The organism is Streptomyces sp. NPDC003943, from assembly GCF_053605265.1.
Window position 1 is genome coordinate 19,574 of record NZ_JBSGIW010000050.1, and the last position, 17,681, is coordinate 37,254.

The following is a 17,681-nucleotide window of genomic DNA, read 5'->3' on the forward strand; positions in this document are numbered from 1 at the left end:
TGGTCCGCGGGAGTTCGGGGGCCGTGGTGCCCCGGGCGACATTGGCTGCGCACGCCGGCTCCCGGGGTGCGGGCCCGCACTTCACCGACTCGAGAAACGGTGAGGTCACCACACCATGCGCCATGTCCAGTCCTTCATCGACCATGCTCTTCGCACCGTCGACCTCCTCTCGTGGCACCCGAGCCCCGAGGTGCAGTTCCTGGCTCAGGTCGGCGGCGACCTGGCCCGCAGCGAAGCCGTCCGCCTCTGGGTCCGCACCACCGCCCAGGTGTACGGGACGCGGCTCACGGCCCGGCTGACCCGCCGCCGCACTCACTAGCCACATCGTCAGTCGCATCCGCCGGCAGTTCCTTCGAATCCGCCGGCGGATGCCATTACTCAGAGCCCGGTGAACCAGCAGCGGCAGTTCGACACCACGCGAGCCGGTGAAGCAGTGCGGTCCGAGTGTTGGTGCCGGGCCTGGGGCGGCTGGCGGTGACCGCACGCTCCCTGTCCATGAGGAGGGCGGCCCGCTCATGGTCGACCACGTCCGCCGACACCTACGCGCCGCACGGGCGCTGTGCCGTTCGCGGGTTTCGCGGTCGACGGCTCCGCTCCTGCTTTCCGCGCCGCGGGCGGGCAGATTCCCTTCGTCCGGCTGGAGGCCGCCGGCCGCTGACGCGTCCCCTGACGCGATGGCCTATGAAGCGGCCTACTCGGCCCGGACGGACGCCCAGATGCGGTCCGACAGAATCCGGGCCGCCTGGTCGAGGTCGATGTCCTCCGGAGTGGCGAGCCAGCGGTGGGCGGCCACCGCGACCGGGCCGACGACCAGGACCTCCAAGAGCGGGCCGGGGAGGGGTGCGATGTCGCCCGAGTCGACCCAGCGCCGCAGGTGGTCGGCGACCCGGGGGAAGTGGTCCGGTTCGACGCCGCGGGCCCGGTCGGCGTCGACGGCCAGATAGCTGGAGTACGCCGAGCCGTGCAGGTAGCGGGCCACGGCCGGGTTCTCCTGGATGAAGCGCAGGTACGTCGTCACGAACGCCCGGATGCCGGTACGGGCGGTCCGGGCCCGGTCGACGGTGGCGAGCGCCGCCGTGTACGTCTGTCCCAGGCAGTGCCCGTACAGCGCCGCCGCCAGGCCGTCGAAGCTGCCGAAGTGGTGGTACAGGCTGCCCAGGCTGACCCCGCTCGCCTTCGTCACCGCGTTGACGGTGAACCCGGCCTGCCCCGACGTGGCGAACACCTCCAGTGCCGCGGTCAGGAGGCGTTCGACGGTGGCCTCGCCACGGGACTGCTTTGCCATGGAGGGAGTATAGGCACATGAAGAACTGAAATCTTTTTCTAGAAATAATCTCCACAATGATGGACCGCCGGACCATACTGCGACCATGGATGATCTGTTGATGAAGCTTGTCTCCGCCGCCCTCACCGGTGGGCTGATCGCCCTGGCCGGATACGCCGGCGCCGCGCGCCGCCGCCGCCAGGCCGCACGCGCGGAGGCCACCCCGACCTCCACCGAGGACCCCACTCAGGCGCTGCTGCGACATGCCGAGGAGGCCGACCGCGACCGGGACGAACTGGCCGCCCAGGGCCGGCTTGCCGAAGCGCTCGACCGAGCCCGGGAGTCGGTCGACCACTGGACCGCCCTCACCCAGGCCCGCGTCGGCCGGTTCCAGGGTGAGCGGCAGGCCGCGCTGCGCCGCGTCGAGGAGCTGCGCAGCCGCGCCGGTTCGGCCTGAGCGCGGAGGACTCCCGGTGGCCATCGCCAACTGGACCGGCCGCAGCCGGGATCCGGTCGGCCGTGGACCTGCGCCGCGGGGAGGCCGCCGACATGGCCGCCGTGCACGCGGCCGCGTTCCGGCATCGTTGAGCAGGGCCGAGCCGATGGGGCGCCCGTCAGTCGTGTCGACTACGCGGCGGGGCGATACGCCGGGGGTGGAGGGTGGGCCGTGATCTCCGGGCCGCCTCGGTGGCCGGCAAGGCGAGGTCGTTGCGAAGCCCTCCGTCGGCGTGAGTGTCACGCCGGCGGACGGCTTCGTCACGTCCGGGCAGGGGGTCGGGGGAGTCGCGTCGAAACCCGGGGAGGACCTGATGCCGCTGGCGCCGCTTGTGGCTCGCGCCGCTGGGTGCTGTTCTTGCTGGGGTAAGAAGAAGTACGGAGCACCGGCCCGAGGGGGAAAGGTCTGAGGCTTCTGCCCCATTCTGGTGGTCGTCCTCCTCGCCTTGTGCCGGGTGATGTTCCGCAAGTACTTCGTCTACGACGAGGACCGCGCAGCCGAGATCAGACGGCCGGCACTTCGTCCTCAAGATCGAGGCACAGACCGACGCGGGTGGCGGCTGGGGCCGCTGGACATGGAGTTCACGATCACGCGAGACCCGCAGTACGTCTTCCCCAGCACTCGCGCTGACGGCCACGTGCCGCGACGCGTTTCAGCGGCGTTGGTGATGAACTCGCTCGCCTTCCGCGGCCACTGCCGTGCGGCCTTGCCTGGCTCGTGCGCCTCGTCGAGGAAGTCCGCGGCTGAGCGATGCCGAGGACGCCCTGGGGCTGTAACACCTGGTCGGGGCCGCACCCAGTAGTACGTGGTCGGCAGTCACGTGGCGCGGAGATTGCCGTACCCACCACAAGTAAACGCCATGCGACGGCGGGCAGACTTCCGTCCATGGCTCAAGCTCGAAACCGCGGGTCAGCGGTGTCCCACCGTGCTGTCCAGCGCGGCTGGATCGGCCCGGTGAGCATGTGTGCACTGCTCCTCTCCATCGCGGCCGCGGTGGCGTGGTGGGCGGTGCCGGCCTCGGCCGCGGAGGAACGGGCATGGAGGGCGGCCGTCCCGTGCACCGGCCCGCTGCACCCGACAGAGGGCAGCGAGTGCTTGGCAACAGCGCAGGCTGTGATCGCACGGACCGTCGTCGGCCGGCCCAAACAATCCAGCTGGATGTACTTCACCGACGACAGGCCGCTGGAGCGGACGGACGTCTCGATGGAGGCCGCCGAGGAGTTCCGGTCCGGTGACAAGGTCGAGCTGACCTCGTGGCGCGGCGAGGTGATGACGGTGCGTGGGGCCGGCCACGTCTGGAACCGGCACGTCTCGACCCCCGGGTCCGCCGCGGTCGCAGCGGCAGCGCTCGCCGTCCTCGCGGGCTACCCCGGGGCCCTGGCACTGATGCGACTGCGCTGCCGCAGGCTGCCCGACGACGAGGTTCTGCCGTCCGCCGCTCCGTTCGCGGGGGCGCTCACCGGGACCGCCCTGTGGTTGCTGCCGCTCTGCTACCTGCACCCCACGGACCTTTTCACCTCCCCGACAGCGATCACAGGGGTGGCCATCGGGTCACTGATCACCGCGAGCCTCCTTGCCTGGGCCTGGCGCGCCACCCGGGTCCGCACGCCTGAGGACTACCGGAACGCAGGTGCGGCAGACGAGGCTGGTGAAACAGCCGAGGTGTTCCTGACCGCCCGTTTCCTGGACGACACCGACTACAACCCGAACGGCTTCGGCACCCACATCGTCCTCGGCGACGGCCCTCCCGCGGTGACACCCCATCCCGGCCCCGGCCGGTTCGCGGCAAAACCCGTTCCCCTGGCACGGCTCACCGTTCGCACCGTACGCCGAGTCCGGGGCAGCGACGGCGAAAGCATCCCCAGGCACTGGCACGTCGCAGAGCTCGACGACGCTGGCACCCCGGTGCGCCTCGCGGCAGCGCCGGCCGACCTGGCCCGCATCCTCCGCGATCTGCACCGTGCGAAGGCGTGAGCCACCAACGACCGTGGACTGGGGAGGGGCTCAACCGCTACTCCGAGCCTTGTTGCATGGAGCCCTTCAACCCGGCGCTGTCCTACTCGCAGCTCACTTGGAGCTGGCGTGCGGAAGCCGTAGGCCAGGCAGGGGAACCGTGGGTTGGTACGGCGGCGGGGTGCCCGGCCCGCGCTGTTCGAGGCAGACCGTCTACAAGAACTTCACCGACAAGCAGCGGCTGTTCACCGAGAGCTGACCGGTTCCCCGAACTCGGGCGCACGTACTACGAACGCGGCCCTGAGCGCGTCCACGCCCTGCTCGCCGAGAGCTTCGGACGGCTCGCCGACCGCAAGCTGCTGACTCTGGACGACCCAGTACTCGCGGCCAACCACCTCACGTGGCTCATCACCTCAATCCCGGTCAACAAGGGAATGTTCTGCGGCTCCGGCGAACACTTCACCCGCGCCGAACCAGACCACTGTGCCGACGAAGCAGTACGGGTCTTCCTCGCCGCCTACCGCCCGGACACACAATCCGCCTGATGGAGCAAGCGCCGGTGTCATCCTGAAACGATCAGTTAGCCGCGACCGTGAGAGCGACGCCGCCAGGCCGCGGCGACCCCAGGCGCGCGAGCCCGATCGCTGCGGGACGACGGACGGCAGGGCCCGGCGGAAGGATCCGCCGGGCCCTGTCTCTTTGTGCTGCGACCGGCCTGTGTGGTGGGCCCTATTCGGTACGGACATCTTGGAGCTGTCGGTCGGGCAGCCGGCGACGAGCATCCCCCCTCACTCCGCCCCGGACCTGCCTCCGAAGTCGCCCGCGAGGCCGACCCGGCCTCGCGATGCGGTGAGTGACGGCGGGTAGTCGTCGACGGCCATGGAGTTGTAGAGGCGTGCGCTCTTAGTCGTCAGGCGGAGGAGGGCGCGGCTGGCGCCTGCGGGCAGGGCAGAGATCAGGCGGGCGCCTTGGGCCAGTCCCCACACGCCGAGGTGGGACATGGGAATCAGCGTCTTCGCCGCGCTCAGCGCGGCCATGCGGCTGCCGCGCACGTGCTCCGCCATCGCGCGCTCGTAGGCGGGGAAGGCGCGCTCATGGTCGCCACCCGTCTCTGCCAGTTCTCCGGCGAGAACGTACGCTCCGACGACGGCCAAGCTGGTGCTGCCGCCGACGGCCGGTCCGGGGCAGTAGCCCGCGTCGCCGACGAGCGTCACCCTTCCCCGCGACCAGGTGTCCATGCGGAGCTGGGTGATGGAGTCGAAGTAGAACGCCGGGGTGCGGTCGAGTTCGTCCAGCCGGCGGTCCACGTCAGGGTGCATGCCGTCGAACGCACCGCGCAGCAGCTCTTTTTGCCGGGGCACGTCGTGGTGGTGGTAGTCGAGCTCGCGCTCGCTACGGAACAGGAACAGCGCCCGTGCGTCGCTGAGGTGCCGCGCGCCGTAGATGCCGGCAGTGCGGCCGACGCCGACATGGATGAGGAGCTCGCCGTCGAGCCCCGAGAGGTTGGGTAGGCTCAGCACTCCGAGGTAAGCCCCGGTGAAGACGCTGAAGCGGGACTCGTCGCCGAAGGCGAGGCGGCGCACATTGGAGTGCAGCCCGTCCGCGCCGACGACGAGGTCGAAGCGGCGCGGCGCGGCTTTCTCGAACCGCACCTCGCCGTCGGGCGAGATCGCGGTGATCGAGTCGCCGAAGATGTACTCGACGTCGTCGCGCGCGGCGTCATAGTAGATCTCGCTCAGGTCGTCGCGCATGATCTCGACGTGCCGGTCGGAGGTGGCATTGAAGATCTTGGAGAGGTCTACCTGGACGGGACGCCGTGCCTTCTCCCGGTGGACAGTCATCCGGTTGGTGCCGGTGGCCCGCTCCTCGATTCGTGGGAGCACGCCCATCTTCTCCGAGATGTTCATCGCGGGCCGGAACAGGTCGACCGCGTGGCCGCCGGTCTTGCGCAGAGTCGGCGCGCGCTCAACGACGGTGACGCCGAAGCCGTGTCTGGTGAGCCAGTAGGCCAGCACCGGACCGGAGATGCTGGCGCCGGAAACAAGAATCCGCATGGCGCCCCTCCTTTTCGTTCAGTTCACCCGTACGGCGTGGATCGTGGTGAAGGCCAGCAAACGGGTGGCGGTCCGCGGTGGATCCTCGAGCAGGGGCGAGTGCCCGAGTCCGGGCAGCAACTCGACCTTCGCGCCGGGAACGGCGCTGTAGTCGGAGGCGGATGAGGATCGCCATCTGCGGTCGTCCTCGCCGAAGATCACCAGTAGTGGCTTGCCCAGTGCGGTCAGCCGGTCCGGCAGCGTCCGCTGCTCCAGGTAGGAGCGGGTGGCCCGCATCGTCGCGGTGAACGTGTGGAACGTCATCCCGCGGACGTCGTCGAGGAGCTCTTCGGGGATCTGGAAGCCCGCGCGGCTGAAACCCGTGCTTGCGAACCGCCGGAGCTGCTTGTCGGTCGGCGGCCACTGCGCGGGTCCGGTTGCGTCGGACTCCGATGTGATGAAGGCGTCCAGGCTGGGGCCGGTGTTGATGAGCGCGAGCGCGGTCACCAGGTCGGGCCGCTGTTCGGCGAGGGCGGTGGCGACCACGCCGCCGCTGGAGTGACCGACGACCACGGCGTGCTCGACGCCGAGCCGGTCCAGTGCCACGCCGACCCGGCTCGCCTGGTCCGGGATCGCGTAGCTTCGGTCGGCTGGTTTGGCCGACCGGCCGTGCCCGAGCAGGTCGATCCGGATGACGCGGTGAGATCCGGTCAGCAGCGGAACCATCCGGTTCCACGCACGGGCCGAGGACGCGGATCCGTGGATGAGCAGAAGTGCGGGGGCGTCACGGGGGCCGTCCTGGCACACGCGGAGGTCACCGTCGTCCAGCGACAGGGTCGAACTCTCGGTCGCTTCGGTGCCGCCGTTCACGTGCGGTCCGCCGTCAGAAACAGTCATGAGCCCACTGTCGCCGCCGGTACCCACTGGTGGATTGGACAAATGTTCCCCTCGCACCCTCACGTAGCATGGCAAGATGCCGACATTCATGCACGGTACGGCTGTTTGGGACGTCGCATGCCCTCAGCGGCCCAGCCGGGTGGCCGGTCTCACCATGGCCGGGTTCCGTGTCCGTGACCTGGACGGGCTCCGGATGGTCCCGCACCCGGCCGTGACCCTGCTCCTCGAGTTCGGCGCCGGTTCGCCCGTCCTTGACTGTGCCTCCAGGCAACAGCAGGGAAGTCTCGTCGCGGGGCCCGGTCTCGGGTCGGGCGGCGCGGTTCGGGCGCGAGGAGAGAACGTCGAGTGCGTGCAGGTACGCCTGTCCCCCGTGATCGCACGCGCGGTTCTGGGCGCCTCCCCCGCCGACATCGACGGCGCCGTCGTGCCCTTGGGTGACCTGTGGGGCCGGGAGGCGTCCTGGATCCGCGAGCAACTCGGCGATCTCTCGTCGTGGCAGGATCGCTTCGCGTTGACGGACGCGCTGCTCGCCCGCAGGCATGAGGCGGAGCCGGCGGTGGACCCTGAGGTGGCCTGGGCCTGGCACCGGATCGTCAGCAGCCGTGGCCTGGCCCGGGTCGACGCACTCGCCGCCGAGGTCGGATGGAGCCGTAAGCGGCTGTGGTCCCGGTTCCGGTCGCAGCTCGGCCTGCCGCCCAAGCGCGCCGTGAAACTGGTCCGCTTCGACCATGCCGCCCACCGCCTGGTCGCGGGCGAGAACGCGGCCCAGGTTGCGGCCGAAACCGGCTACGCCGACCAGTCACACCTGCATCGGGACGTCATGGCGTTCACCGGGGCGACCCCTGCGACCGTTGCTGACGAGCCGTTTCTCGCCGTTGACGACATCGCATGGCCCAGGCGTGAAGCAACCGCATTCCTCAGCCCTCCACGAAGCTCCGTCCCGGTCGCCGACCGGAGATGAGACAGCTATCGCTGCGAACGTCGCCGCGGGCACCTGCGTTGGGCAAATCCGGCGGCGCTCGGCGGGCAAGCGGACCGCTTGCGGTCGAGTGGCCGGGAGACGTGCCGGCCGGCGAGCGGTGGTCACCGGCTCGATCAGCCCTCATTCCCGGAACGGGAAGCTCCTGATTCGTGTCGCATCCCGCACCACTCGGCGGCCGGGTCGAACAGGGAGGTGCCGGTGGCGCTGTCGTGTGCGGTGGCCGCCCAGGGCGACGACGCCGGAACATCGAGATCCGCGCCGAGAACGCCAGTTCGGCAGTGCGCCGGACTCCGACCGCGGCACACCCGGCTGGTCTTGTTCACGTTCAGCAGCAGCGCTGATCTACGGGGGCGGCAGTTGACGATCCTCGAACCTTGGAATGTTCACGAGAGACGACCTCAGTGCGCAGCGACGAGATCAGAAGGCCTCGGCTCCGGCGACGCTGGCTCGACTGCCGGCGCTGGTGGCCGATGACAACGAGGTCGGCGCCGTCCTGCTGACTCGGATCACGAAACCTCCTTGATCCAGAACGTCTCCATCGGCAGGCCACGACCCGTGGTGCCGATCTCCATGACCAGCCAGTTGTTCACGAAGTAGCTGGGTCCGGGCAGCCAGCCGATGTTCCTGACGTAGGCATTGCCGTCCGGCTTGTCCGTCGTCGTGTCGAAGTAGACCCGCATGGCTTCCATCGGGTTGTAGTACCCGGTGGTTCCGGTGGTGCCGATCTGGATCTCGTGGCCATTGCTGGCGCACTCGTAGTGGTCGTCCCAGCCGTAATTGGACCGGTGGGCCTTGGCGCAGACCTTGAAGTAGTTGCTCACATCGTTGACGTGGATGCGGACCGCTTCGAGATTCAGCGCCTGCTCTCGGGTGCCGGCCCATTCACCGTCGCACTTCCAGTCCATCCAACCGATGTTCTGCACGTGCGCCTGGTAGCAGATGTGGCCCGTGGGCGAGGACTGCGCGCTGGCCTGAGTGGCTCCGGTGCCGAGGGCGGCAGCCGTCATCGAAAGTGCGGCGAGTATGCGTGTGGCGTGCTTGGGCATGGTCATTTCCCCGTGTGTGGTGTGTGGTGTGCGTGGCCGAAGCGGATGGACGGAGGCGGCCGGGGTCGTCCCGGCTCCTTGATCAACGATCCCGTGGCTTGACCGAGTCGAAGACGACGAGTTCTGGTGGGAGTGGCGCATCCCCCGGACCCCGGACCCAGCCCCATGACCTGTGCAGTCGGGTCGTGCAGGCGCGACGGGACAGCAGACGCGGGGCCCGACCCGCCCCGTGCCGGCCTGCGGGAAAAACGGTTCCCGGCGCCCGCGTCCGCGTCCGCGCCCGCGCCCGCGAGTGGCGCGCGTGCGTTGGTGGGACGACAGGGCGAGGGACGTCGTACGCCCGGTTCAGCCGGCGGCGGGTTCGACGAGGCCGGCCGCGACCAGGGCCGCGAGGCCGGATGCCAGTCCGGCGGGGTCGGAGCCCGCGTGCTGGGCGTACTGCTCCTGGATCGCGGCGAGTTCGCGGCCGTCGCAGAGGGCGTAGATCAGCCAGGCGCGCTGGTTGAGCCAGTGGAACTTCGCGGTGTCAGGGGCGAAGGCCAGCAGCTGGCCCTGCTCGGGCAGGGGGCAGACGGCGACCGGCTCGATCTTGCGATAGCCGCGCGGATCCGGCTGCGGCACGTGCGGAGCGGAGCTCGGGACGGGCTCGCGGGCGGCGTTCGCCCGTACGGAGGGCGCCAGGGCGGCGGCGGCGTCCATCAGCCATTCGACGAAGCGCCGTCCGGCCGGTGTCAGTGCCCCGCCGTGTACCTCAAGTGCCTGCTGCCCGAGGTAGGCGGCCCGTTCGGCGCTCGTGGTGTACCCGCCCTCCACCGCGGCCCGGCTGCCCGGGGTGGGCACACCGACGTCCTCGGTGACCGGCGGCTCACCGAAGCGCTCGCGGAGTTCGGCAGGGGCCTCGCCCGCCGCCGCGAAGAACAGCACCATGTGCGCGTACACGTGCAGGGCGGCCAGGACCCGGGTCAGCGACCACGGGGTCAGCCGCCAGGGAATCTGGATCTCGTGGCCCGGGTCGGCGACGAGCGAGCCGGTGCGCAGGACGTCGAACTGCTTGAGATGCAGTCCCTCGTGCAACAGGATCTCCGCGGTCATCCACGGATCGCGCAGGTGCTCCGGAGCGATGAACAGAGCCGAGGGCAGCGGATCGCCGCCGGAGAGCGAGTACAGCTCACCGTCGTCGCTCTCGGCCCGGGCAAGACCCACCAACGAGATGTGCGGGAAGACTCCCGCCCCGGCGTACGGCAGTAGTTCGGCCAGGAGGTCGGCGCCCCGGGAGAGCCCCGCGAGCAGCTCCTCGTCAGGGCTGATCCGGCGAGCATCGCGCATGCCGGCGAAGGTCCCGTCCTTGAGCTCCTCCAGCCGCCGGGCGAGCGGGAGTCCGGCCGAACCCTGCTCGACCTCCGTCCACACCCAGCCGACGGCACGACTCGCCCAGGGGCGTCGGCGCGGGGTCATGAGGCGTTCGCACGGCCCCAGCCCGTCCTCGGCGTCGAGATCGACCTCGGCGAGGTACGGCGCGAACTCGCTCGGGTCGTGCCGGTGGTTCTCCAGGGCGAGCAGGTCGTCCTCGAAGGCGTTCCTCAGCACCGGGTCGTAGAGGAAGGGGCGCAGCGCGGCGTCGTCCGCCTTGCCGAGCCGCTCGAACCGGTCGGCCGCGTCGGGGAACCGGCGGGCGAGCACCGTCAGGCCCAGCCGGTAGCGCGCGATGTTCCTGGCCTCGATCGCGTCGGCGGCGCCGAAGTGCGGGTCCGCTCCCAGGATTCTGTCTATCTGTGTGTACAACGGCGACAACGTGCACCTCGTGAGGCGTGGGGACGGTACGGGCGAGGACACGGCAGGCCGGCCGCCGGAAGTCCGACGACCGGCCTGCCGCGATACGGCTTACTTCGCCGCACCGACCGGCGCGAGGTACGGCGGAACCCAGGCGCGCTCGTACTGGGCGTCGGTGGTGATGCTCGGCGCCGACTCGGCAGCCACCAGCATCTGGGGCATTTCCACGGTCTGGGACGGCATGTCGTCTCCTTGTTCCACACCCGGCAGGGTGTTCACGGACAAACGGTCTGCCGGATCAGCCGCCGCGGCCGTCCCGCCGCGTGGCCACCATCGCCACGGAGCGGGGTGCTTGTGCCTCGGCGTCGTCTCCAGCACTGATGAACCTAGATTCGCGGGACGCCCCGGTGTGTTCCGCACGTGCAGGATCGCTCCACGTTCCGTGCAAGGCGCTCCCGTGCGCGCGTCCACGCCTCGCCCGCGCCGCACGCCAGACCACCGTCCTCGTCCACGCGGGCAGCCACCGGCCACCCGCCCGGCACCTCCAGGCTCCCGCCCCGCAACCTCCGGAGCCGCTCCGGAGGCTCGTGACCCGCGGAAATATCTCGCAACCGCGCCGCCTTGACCTTGCATGATCACATCGCGCCAGCGCGCGACCGATGCCGGCGCGGACGGAAGCGCGGGCCCTGCCAAGGGGGAGGACAGTGGAGTTCCGTCTTTTGGGGCCGGAAGAAGTCCTGCACGACGGTCAGCCGGTTCCGATATCGGCGGCGAAGCACCGGGCGCTGCTGAGCATGTTCCTCCTGCGGTCCGACCGTGTCGTCATGACGGAGGACCTGATCGACGGCCTGTGGGGAACGAACCCGCCCAAGACCGCGAGAACGACGCTCCACAACTACATCCGACGGCTGAGGAAGGTCCTCCTGGCATGCGGATCGGATCCCCTGCTCACCGAGCCGGGCGGGTACGTCCTGCGCCTGGAGTCGCACTGGCTCGACGTCCATGCCTTCGACGATCTGGTGGCACGAGCCGAAGGCGCACAGGAGGGCGGCGACCTCGTCGCCGCCTCCCGGCTCCAGAGGCGGGCCCTGGGGCTCTGGCGCGGCAAGGCGCTGGAAGGAACGGCGTCCCGGTATCTCGCCGAGGTGGAGGCGCCTCGTCTCGAAGAGGCGAGGCGTTCGGCGTTCGAGAAGCTGATGGACATCGACCTCCGCCTCGGCCGCCACAACGCCCTGTTGGGTGAGATGGGACGCGAGCTCGCGCGGGAACCGCTCAGGGAACGGTTGCGGTCGCAGTACATGCTGGCGCTGTACCGGGCCGGCCGGCGCGCCGACGCGCTGGACGTCTACCGCGAGGGACGTCGGGTCCTCGTCAAGGAGCTCGGTCTGGAGCCGGGCCCCGCGCTGCGCGAGATGGAGCGCGCGATCCTCGCCGACAGTCCGGCCCTCGCGGCACCGACCGCAGACCCTTCCCGTGCCGCCGCCTCCCGGAACGCGGGGCAGGTGCCTCCTCCCAGGCAACTCCCGCCCGACACCGCTCATTTCACGGGCCGCGGCGCCCATCTGCGCGCCCTGGACGAATGGGCCGGGGCCTCGGGCACCCAGGGGCCGATGGTCATCACCGCCATCGACGGGCAAGGTGGCATGGGGAAGACCGCGCTCGCGGTGCACTGGGGCCACAGTGCCCGAGCGCGGTTCCCGGACGGGCAGCTCTACATCGACCTGCGGGGCTACGCGACGACCAGGCCGGTCACATCCGTGGAGGCGCTCGCGAGCTTCCTCTACGCGCTCGGAGTCCCGGCGGACCGGATCCCCGACGATCCCGACCGTGCCGCGGGTCTGTATCGCACCCTGCTGGCCGAGAAGCGCGTCCTCGTCGTCATCGACAACGCCCGCAGTGCCGACCAGGTACGCCCTCTGCTTCCGGGAACCCCGGGGTCCCACGTGGTGGTGACCAGCCGGGACGTGCTGGCCGGCCTGGTGGTCCGCGACAGCGCCCGCCATCTCAGAGTGGACGCCCTGACTCCGGAGGAGGCCGCGGAGCTGCTGGAACGTCTCCTCGGAGCGTCCGTCGTAGCGGCCGAGCCGGAGGCGACTGCGGAGTTGGCCCGACTGTGCTGGTACGTACCCCTGGCTCTGCGGGTGTCGGCCGTCAACGTACGGGAAGCCGGCGGGGGTCGCCCGGTGGCCGGCCACGTCGACCGGCTGCGCAACGAGGACCGGAGACTCGCCGCGCTCAGTGTGCCGGACGACGAGGCCAGCAGCCTGCAGGCGGTCCTCTCGCTGTCCTACCTGTCGCTGTCACCCGACGCGCGCAGGCTCTTCCGCCGCCTCAGCCTCGTCCCCGGACCCACGATCACGGCGGCCGGCGCTTCCGCCTTGCTCGGGCTGCCCGTCGCACGGACGTCGCAGCTGCTCAGGCGCCTCGTCGCCGTCCACCTCGTCGCTCAGACCGACTCGGACGTGTACGGCCTCCACGACCTGCTGCGGCTGTTCGCCGAGAGCTGCGCGGCGGCGGACGAGCGCCCCGAGGAGCGGGCCGCGGCCCTCCGGCGCCTCTACGACCACTACCTCGCGGGCGTGCACGCCGGGGCCCGGCTGCTCTATCCGGAGAAGCTGCGCGCGTTCGGTCCCGGACAGGCCGCCGGGCGCGCGGACGCGGAGAGCGCCGTCGACACGGACACGGACTCCTTTCGAGGTGCGGAGGAAGGCACCGTCGGCACCGTGGTCCTGCCCGATCAGACCGCGGCACGCCAGTGGTTCAGGCGTGAGCACACGAACCTGGTCATCGCGGCGCAGCGAGGCGCGGCGCTCGGCCTGCCCGCCGCCTCCTGGGAGTTGTGCGACGCCCTGCGCGGCTACTTCTGGCTGGTCAGAACGGGCCCGGACTGGGTCTCCGTAGCGGAGGCGGGGCTCGAGGCGGCGCAGGGGGCAGACCACACGATCGGCTCCGCCACCGCCCACCTGAGCCTCGGCGACGCGCACCGCAGCCTCGGCCGGTACGAACGCGCGGCTCAGCACTACGAGGCGGTGCTGGCGGAAGCGGAATCCGCTCACTGGGCCGAGGGCAAGGCCCAGGCGCTCAACAACCTCGGCCTGGTCGGCATCCTCACGGGGAAGCTGCGCGATGCGGTCCAACGCTACGAGGCGGCTGCCGACGTCCTGCCGGCGGACCCGCGGTGGAACCTGCTCCGGCTGAGCATGGAGGGCAACATGGGCCTGCTCCGCCAAGAGCTCGGGGACCTGCGGCAGGCCGAACGACACAACGCCGCGGCGCTCGAACTGAGCCGAAGCATCGGCTCCAGAGGAGCCGAAGGAGTCACCCAGGGCAACCTGGGCCAGGTCCTCGGGCTCCTGGGGCGCTCCGAGGAGGCACTCGAATGCCTCACCGAGGCCCTCGCCGTCCACCGGGAGCTCGGCAACCGCGGCAGTGAGGCGGAAACTCTCCGGGGGCTGGCCGACTGGCACCGTGACAGAGGCGACCACTCCACCGCCCTGGACCTCGCCCTGGCCGCCGCGGCACTGGCCGATGAGATCGAGGAGACCCGTCTTGCGGCGGCCGCCCTCCAGACGGTGGCGTCCATCCGCACCGCTCTCGGTCAGCTCGCCGAAGCCGAGGAGATCTACCTACGGGCGCAGGGCCTCGCCGAACAGACCGGCGACCGGCACACAGAGGCGGGGATCCTGATCGGCAGGGCCGAGGCGCGCCTCCTGCGGGGCGACCTCGCCGAGGCCGACGCGTACGTCCGGCACGCCCTGGAACGAGCCCGCCGCGAGGGCTACGGAATTCTCGAGGGGCAGGCTCTGACGGTCATCGGCCGCCTCCGCCTCGCCGAGGGGCGACCGGTCGAGGCGGCCGAGCACGCCGAGCACGCCGTGTCGATCCTGGCGGAGATCGGCCACCGACCCGGCCGGATCGCCGCACAGGAGGTGTTGTCCCGCGCCCGCTCCCATGCGCCGGACAACCAGGACGAGGAGTCCGGCGCGGCGGAGCCGTCCGCATGATCTCCTGCGCCCGGCGCTCCCCTCCAGGCCCTGGCGAGGCGTCCTAGTGGCGGCGCACGCCGGATCCGCCCCGTCAGGCGGCGGACCGACCGGGCCGTGCGGGTTCCGAGGAGGCGGTCGCGCGGTGTTCGGTGGGGCTGATCCCGTATGCCTCGCGGAAGGCCCGGCTGAAGGTGCTCGGATTGGTGAAGCCCCAGCGTGAGGCGATGACCTGGACGCTGAGGTGGCGCAGATCCGGGCGGGCGAGGTCGGCGTGGCAGCGGTCGAGGCGGCCGCGGCGGATGACCGTCGCGACGCTGGCTGGTTGCCGGCTGAAGAGGCCGTACAGGGTACGGAGGGATATGTGGTGCCGGCGGGCGATCGTCCGCGGCGTGAGGTCCGGGTCCGCGAGATTCTGGGCGATGAAGCCGTGAATGCGTCTCAGCAGTGTCTGCGCCCTGGTCTCGTCCGTGCCCGTCTCCAGGACTCGCAGCTGCTCGGCCAGACAGGCGGTTGCCAGGTCGAGGACGATGGCGCCCATGCGGCTCTGCACCTCGGGCCGGCAGCCGGCGCCGTGTTCGAGCAGTGTGGCGAGAAAGGCGGCGAGGACGGCAGCGCTGCCGCTGCCCGTGGAGATCGGCCGCGCCAGGAGCAGCTCGACGTGATCCGGTCGCAGGGCGAGTGAGGCGCGGGGTATGTGGAGGACGGCAGCCGGCAGCCGTTCCTCCGCTTCCGCGGGACGGACGGCTGCCGGACGTACGGGGTCACTGAGCACGAGAGTGCTGCGGGGCGGTGCCTCCGTGCCGGACGGGGCGCCCGGGCCGCCCGCGTCGGTCATCCATGCCAGCCTGTACTCGTCGGGGCCACCGTTCGGTACCCGAACGAGGCGGCTGTCCCGGCTTCCTGGCAGGACGTCACCCGCCGTCAGCCGCACCGATCCCAGGCCCAGACTCCTGATACGGGCCCCACCGTCGCAGGTCTCATCGACACGGACCTCCTCGTGGGCAACGCCTTCGGCGAGGACCTCTTCCCGGACATCGAGCCTGCCTCCGGTGCCGCGTACCCCGGACACGTCGGACAGGACTTCATCGGACACCGTCTCGCGGAAGGACTCGAATCGCCCCGCCGCTGAAACGACGGGAGCCGACACGCTTGACCAGCCCACCCATTCCCCCATTCCCCCACTGCGAAAGCGGCCGTTCCTCGCCGGCGCCCTCCAGCTCTCCGGCGGTGAGCGACAGCCGTCGACATCACGTGCGTCGGAGGCGGGGACGGCAGACGGGCGGATCACGGGTCTGCCGCGCCGGCGACCAGTGGCGCTGACTCAAGGATCACCGCCGGGCGCTATCGGCCGACTAGCGCGGGAGCGAGCCGCCACGAGGGACGGTTCGATCGGGCACGGACCGCACCAGTGGCCATCGGCCACATGAACGGCGTGGGCGACGGCCGGTGGCCCGCGCCCGGTGCGGGCCCGCACGGCGAGGCTCGCCCACCGACGCCAAGATCACGAGCGGAGAGTGAGGGTGACGGTTGCGGGCCACCCCGGTCAGGTGGCGGGGCGGGAGACGAAGACCCGTTCCAGGAGGGTGTACAGGGAGTTCCGGTCTGCGTCGCTGAGGCTGTCCAGGCCGTCTTGCGTGGTGCGCATCTTCGCGCGGATCGCGTCGGTCACGCGCTCGCCCTCAGCCGTGAGGATGACGTTCTTGACGCGCCGGTCGGACGCGTCGGCTTCGCGGCGTACGAGGCCGCGCTTCTCCAGCCGGTCGATGATCCCGGTCATGTTGGAGGCGTCGCAGGTCATGGTCTCGGCCAGCGCGCGCATCGCGGCGGGTCCCCGGCGCAGCACGGTCAGTGCCTTGCCCTGGCTCGCCGTGAGGTTCTCGCTCGCCGCCGCCAGCGTGAAGTCGCCGTAGTAGACGCCGAGCGACACCGAGAACAGCTCCATGAGCTGTGCCGTGTCGACGCGGGGCGCTTCTGTGCGAGCAGCTTCTGTCATGGGATCCAGCCTATTGGAGAAACTTGACTACCTCAAATATGTAGCTCTACCTTCATTCCATTGCATGAAGTTCTCAAGCATCAAGGTTGTCAAGTAATCGCCATGAGGAGCGTCCCTGTGACCGTCACCGAGTCCCCCGCCTCTCGCGCGGCCGAGATCCTTTCCCGGCCCGTCGTGCTGAACGGCCTGACCGTCCCGAACCGCATCGTGATGGCGCCGATGACGCGCATGTTCTCGCCCGGTGGCGTTCCCGGTGAGGACGTGCTGTCGTACTACGCCCGCCGCGCCGCCGCCGGCGTGGGCCTGATCGTCACCGAGGGGACGTACGTCGGCCACGAGTCGGCCGGCCAGAGCGACCGTGTGCCGCGGTTCCACGGCGAGGAGCAGCTGGCGGGGTGGGCGAAGGTCGCCGATGCCGTGCACGCCGCGGGCGGCACGATCGTGCCGCAGCTGTGGCACATCGGCATGGTCCGCGAGCAGGGCCAGGCGCCCTACGCGGACGCCCCCGCCGTGGGCCCCTCCGGTATCCGCGTCGACGGCACCGAGGGCGCCGGCAAGGCGATGACCCAGAGTGACCTGGATGACGTCATCCGCGCCTTCGCCGAGGCCGCCGCGGACGCCGAGCGCATCGGCTTCGACGGCGTCGAACTGCACGGCGCCCACGGCTATCTCGTCGACCAGTTCCTGTGGGAGCGGACGAACCGCCGTACCGATGCCTATGGCGGCGACGCCGTGGCCCGTACGAAGTTCGCGGCCGAGATCGTGGCCGCGGTCCGCGCGGCCGTCTCGCCCGACTTCCCGGTGATCTTCCGCTACTCGCAGTGGAAGCAGGAGGCGTACGACGCGCGGCTCGCCGAGACCCCGCAGGAGCTGGAGGCCATCCTGGCCCCGCTCGCCGCGGCCGGTGTCGACGCCTTCCACGCCTCCACTCGCCGCTACTGGCTCCCGGAGTTCGAGGGCTCGGACCTGAACCTGGCCGGCTGGACCAAGAAGCTCACCGGCAGGCCCGCCATCACCGTCGGCTCGGTCGGTCTCGACGGCGACTTCATCCGCGCCTTCGCGGGCGAGGGCGCCGAACTCGGCAACCTCGACAACCTCCTCGACCGCCTCGAGCGCGACGAGTTCGACCTGGTCGCCGTCGGCCGCGCCCTGCTCCAGGACCCCGAGTGGGCGTCCAAGGTCCTCGCGGGGAGGGTCGACGAACTGAAGCCGTACGACGCGGCCGCGCTGAAGACGCTGAGCTAAGCGCGGAAGACGAGCG

Annotated in this window: 14 protein-coding genes and 1 pseudogene; 7 read left to right on the forward strand and 8 right to left on the reverse strand. The window is 70.6% G+C overall.

Annotated elements, in window-relative coordinates; genetic code table 11:
* The first annotated feature begins 115 nt into the window (after positions 1-115).
* Positions 116-319: a hypothetical protein gene (locus ACWEV0_RS21025; protein ID WP_453150870.1), complete on the forward strand. Its 204-nt coding sequence runs from the start codon at positions 116-118 to the stop codon at positions 317-319.
* A gap of 372 nt (positions 320-691) precedes the next feature.
* On the opposite strand, the gene ACWEV0_RS21030 is transcribed toward ACWEV0_RS21025, so the two are convergent.
* Positions 692-1,285 carry a TetR/AcrR family transcriptional regulator gene (locus tag ACWEV0_RS21030; RefSeq protein ID WP_453150872.1) on the reverse strand — a complete coding sequence of 198 codons (594 nt, stop codon included), beginning with the start codon at positions 1,283-1,285 and terminating at the stop codon, positions 692-694.
* Positions 1,286-1,370: 85 nt separating this feature from the next.
* Between ACWEV0_RS21030 and ACWEV0_RS21035 the strand changes: the two genes are divergently transcribed.
* From ACWEV0_RS21035 to ACWEV0_RS21045, 3 genes and pseudogenes are all read left to right on the forward strand, one after another.
* On the forward strand, positions 1,371-1,721 hold the full coding sequence (locus ACWEV0_RS21035; RefSeq protein WP_453150873.1) for a hypothetical protein: 351 nt from the start codon (positions 1,371-1,373) through the stop codon (positions 1,719-1,721).
* Between the two features lie 1,134 nt (positions 1,722-2,855).
* Positions 2,856-3,734 (forward strand): hypothetical protein, encoded by an 879-nt coding sequence (locus ACWEV0_RS21040; RefSeq protein WP_453150875.1) that lies wholly within the window; start codon positions 2,856-2,858, stop codon positions 3,732-3,734.
* 290 nt (positions 3,735-4,024) lie between these two features.
* A pseudogene (locus ACWEV0_RS21045) lies at positions 4,025-4,258 on the forward strand (TetR/AcrR family transcriptional regulator C-terminal domain-containing protein); the annotation flags it as partial.
* A gap of 243 nt (positions 4,259-4,501) precedes the next feature.
* Here ACWEV0_RS21045 and ACWEV0_RS21050 read toward each other — a convergent pair.
* Both ACWEV0_RS21050 and ACWEV0_RS21055 read right to left on the reverse strand, forming a co-directional pair.
* On the reverse strand, positions 4,502-5,767 hold the full coding sequence (locus ACWEV0_RS21050) for an FAD-dependent monooxygenase (RefSeq protein ID WP_453150877.1): 1,266 nt from the start codon (positions 5,765-5,767) through the stop codon (positions 4,502-4,504).
* Positions 5,768-5,785: 18 nt separating this feature from the next.
* Positions 5,786-6,643 (reverse strand): alpha/beta fold hydrolase, encoded by an 858-nt coding sequence (locus tag ACWEV0_RS21055; RefSeq protein WP_453150878.1) that lies wholly within the window; start codon positions 6,641-6,643, stop codon positions 5,786-5,788.
* Between the two features lie 76 nt (positions 6,644-6,719).
* On the opposite strand from ACWEV0_RS21055, the gene ACWEV0_RS21060 reads away from it, so the two are divergent.
* On the forward strand, positions 6,720-7,604 hold the full coding sequence (locus ACWEV0_RS21060; RefSeq protein ID WP_453150879.1) for a helix-turn-helix domain-containing protein: 885 nt from the start codon (positions 6,720-6,722) through the stop codon (positions 7,602-7,604).
* A gap of 527 nt (positions 7,605-8,131) precedes the next feature.
* Here the strand turns inward: ACWEV0_RS21060 and ACWEV0_RS21065 are convergent.
* From ACWEV0_RS21065 to ACWEV0_RS21075, 3 genes are all read right to left on the reverse strand, one after another.
* Positions 8,132-8,677 carry a hypothetical protein gene (locus ACWEV0_RS21065; protein WP_453150880.1) on the reverse strand — a complete coding sequence of 182 codons (546 nt, stop codon included), beginning with the start codon at positions 8,675-8,677 and terminating at the stop codon, positions 8,132-8,134.
* Between the two features lie 339 nt (positions 8,678-9,016).
* The gene (locus ACWEV0_RS21070; protein ID WP_453150881.1) at positions 9,017-10,453 is read right to left on the reverse strand and encodes an aKG-HExxH-type peptide beta-hydroxylase; all 1,437 of its coding nucleotides are present in this window, start codon (positions 10,451-10,453) and stop codon (positions 9,017-9,019) included.
* A 99-nt stretch (positions 10,454-10,552) separates the two neighbouring features.
* Positions 10,553-10,684 (reverse strand): hypothetical protein, encoded by a 132-nt coding sequence (locus ACWEV0_RS21075; RefSeq protein WP_453150882.1) that lies wholly within the window; start codon positions 10,682-10,684, stop codon positions 10,553-10,555.
* A gap of 416 nt (positions 10,685-11,100) precedes the next feature.
* Here ACWEV0_RS21075 and ACWEV0_RS21080 point away from each other — a divergent pair, with 416 nt between their 5' ends.
* Positions 11,101-14,445 carry a BTAD domain-containing putative transcriptional regulator gene (locus tag ACWEV0_RS21080; protein ID WP_453150884.1) on the forward strand — a complete coding sequence of 1,115 codons (3,345 nt, stop codon included), beginning with the start codon at positions 11,101-11,103 and terminating at the stop codon, positions 14,443-14,445.
* A 73-nt stretch (positions 14,446-14,518) separates the two neighbouring features.
* Here the strand turns inward: ACWEV0_RS21080 and ACWEV0_RS21085 are convergent, their stop codons facing one another.
* Together ACWEV0_RS21085 and ACWEV0_RS21090 are read right to left on the reverse strand one after the other, a co-directional pair.
* Positions 14,519-15,262 carry a helix-turn-helix domain-containing protein gene (locus ACWEV0_RS21085; RefSeq protein ID WP_453150885.1) on the reverse strand — a complete coding sequence of 248 codons (744 nt, stop codon included), beginning with the start codon at positions 15,260-15,262 and terminating at the stop codon, positions 14,519-14,521.
* 708 nt (positions 15,263-15,970) lie between these two features.
* On the reverse strand, positions 15,971-16,369 hold the full coding sequence (locus tag ACWEV0_RS21090; RefSeq protein ID WP_453150905.1) for a MarR family winged helix-turn-helix transcriptional regulator: 399 nt from the start codon (positions 16,367-16,369) through the stop codon (positions 15,971-15,973).
* Between the two features lie 168 nt (positions 16,370-16,537).
* On the opposite strand from ACWEV0_RS21090, the gene ACWEV0_RS21095 reads away from it, so the two are divergent.
* On the forward strand, positions 16,538-17,665 hold the full coding sequence (locus ACWEV0_RS21095; RefSeq protein WP_453150886.1) for an NADH:flavin oxidoreductase: 1,128 nt from the start codon (positions 16,538-16,540) through the stop codon (positions 17,663-17,665).
* The last annotated feature ends 16 nt before the right edge of the window (positions 17,666-17,681 follow it).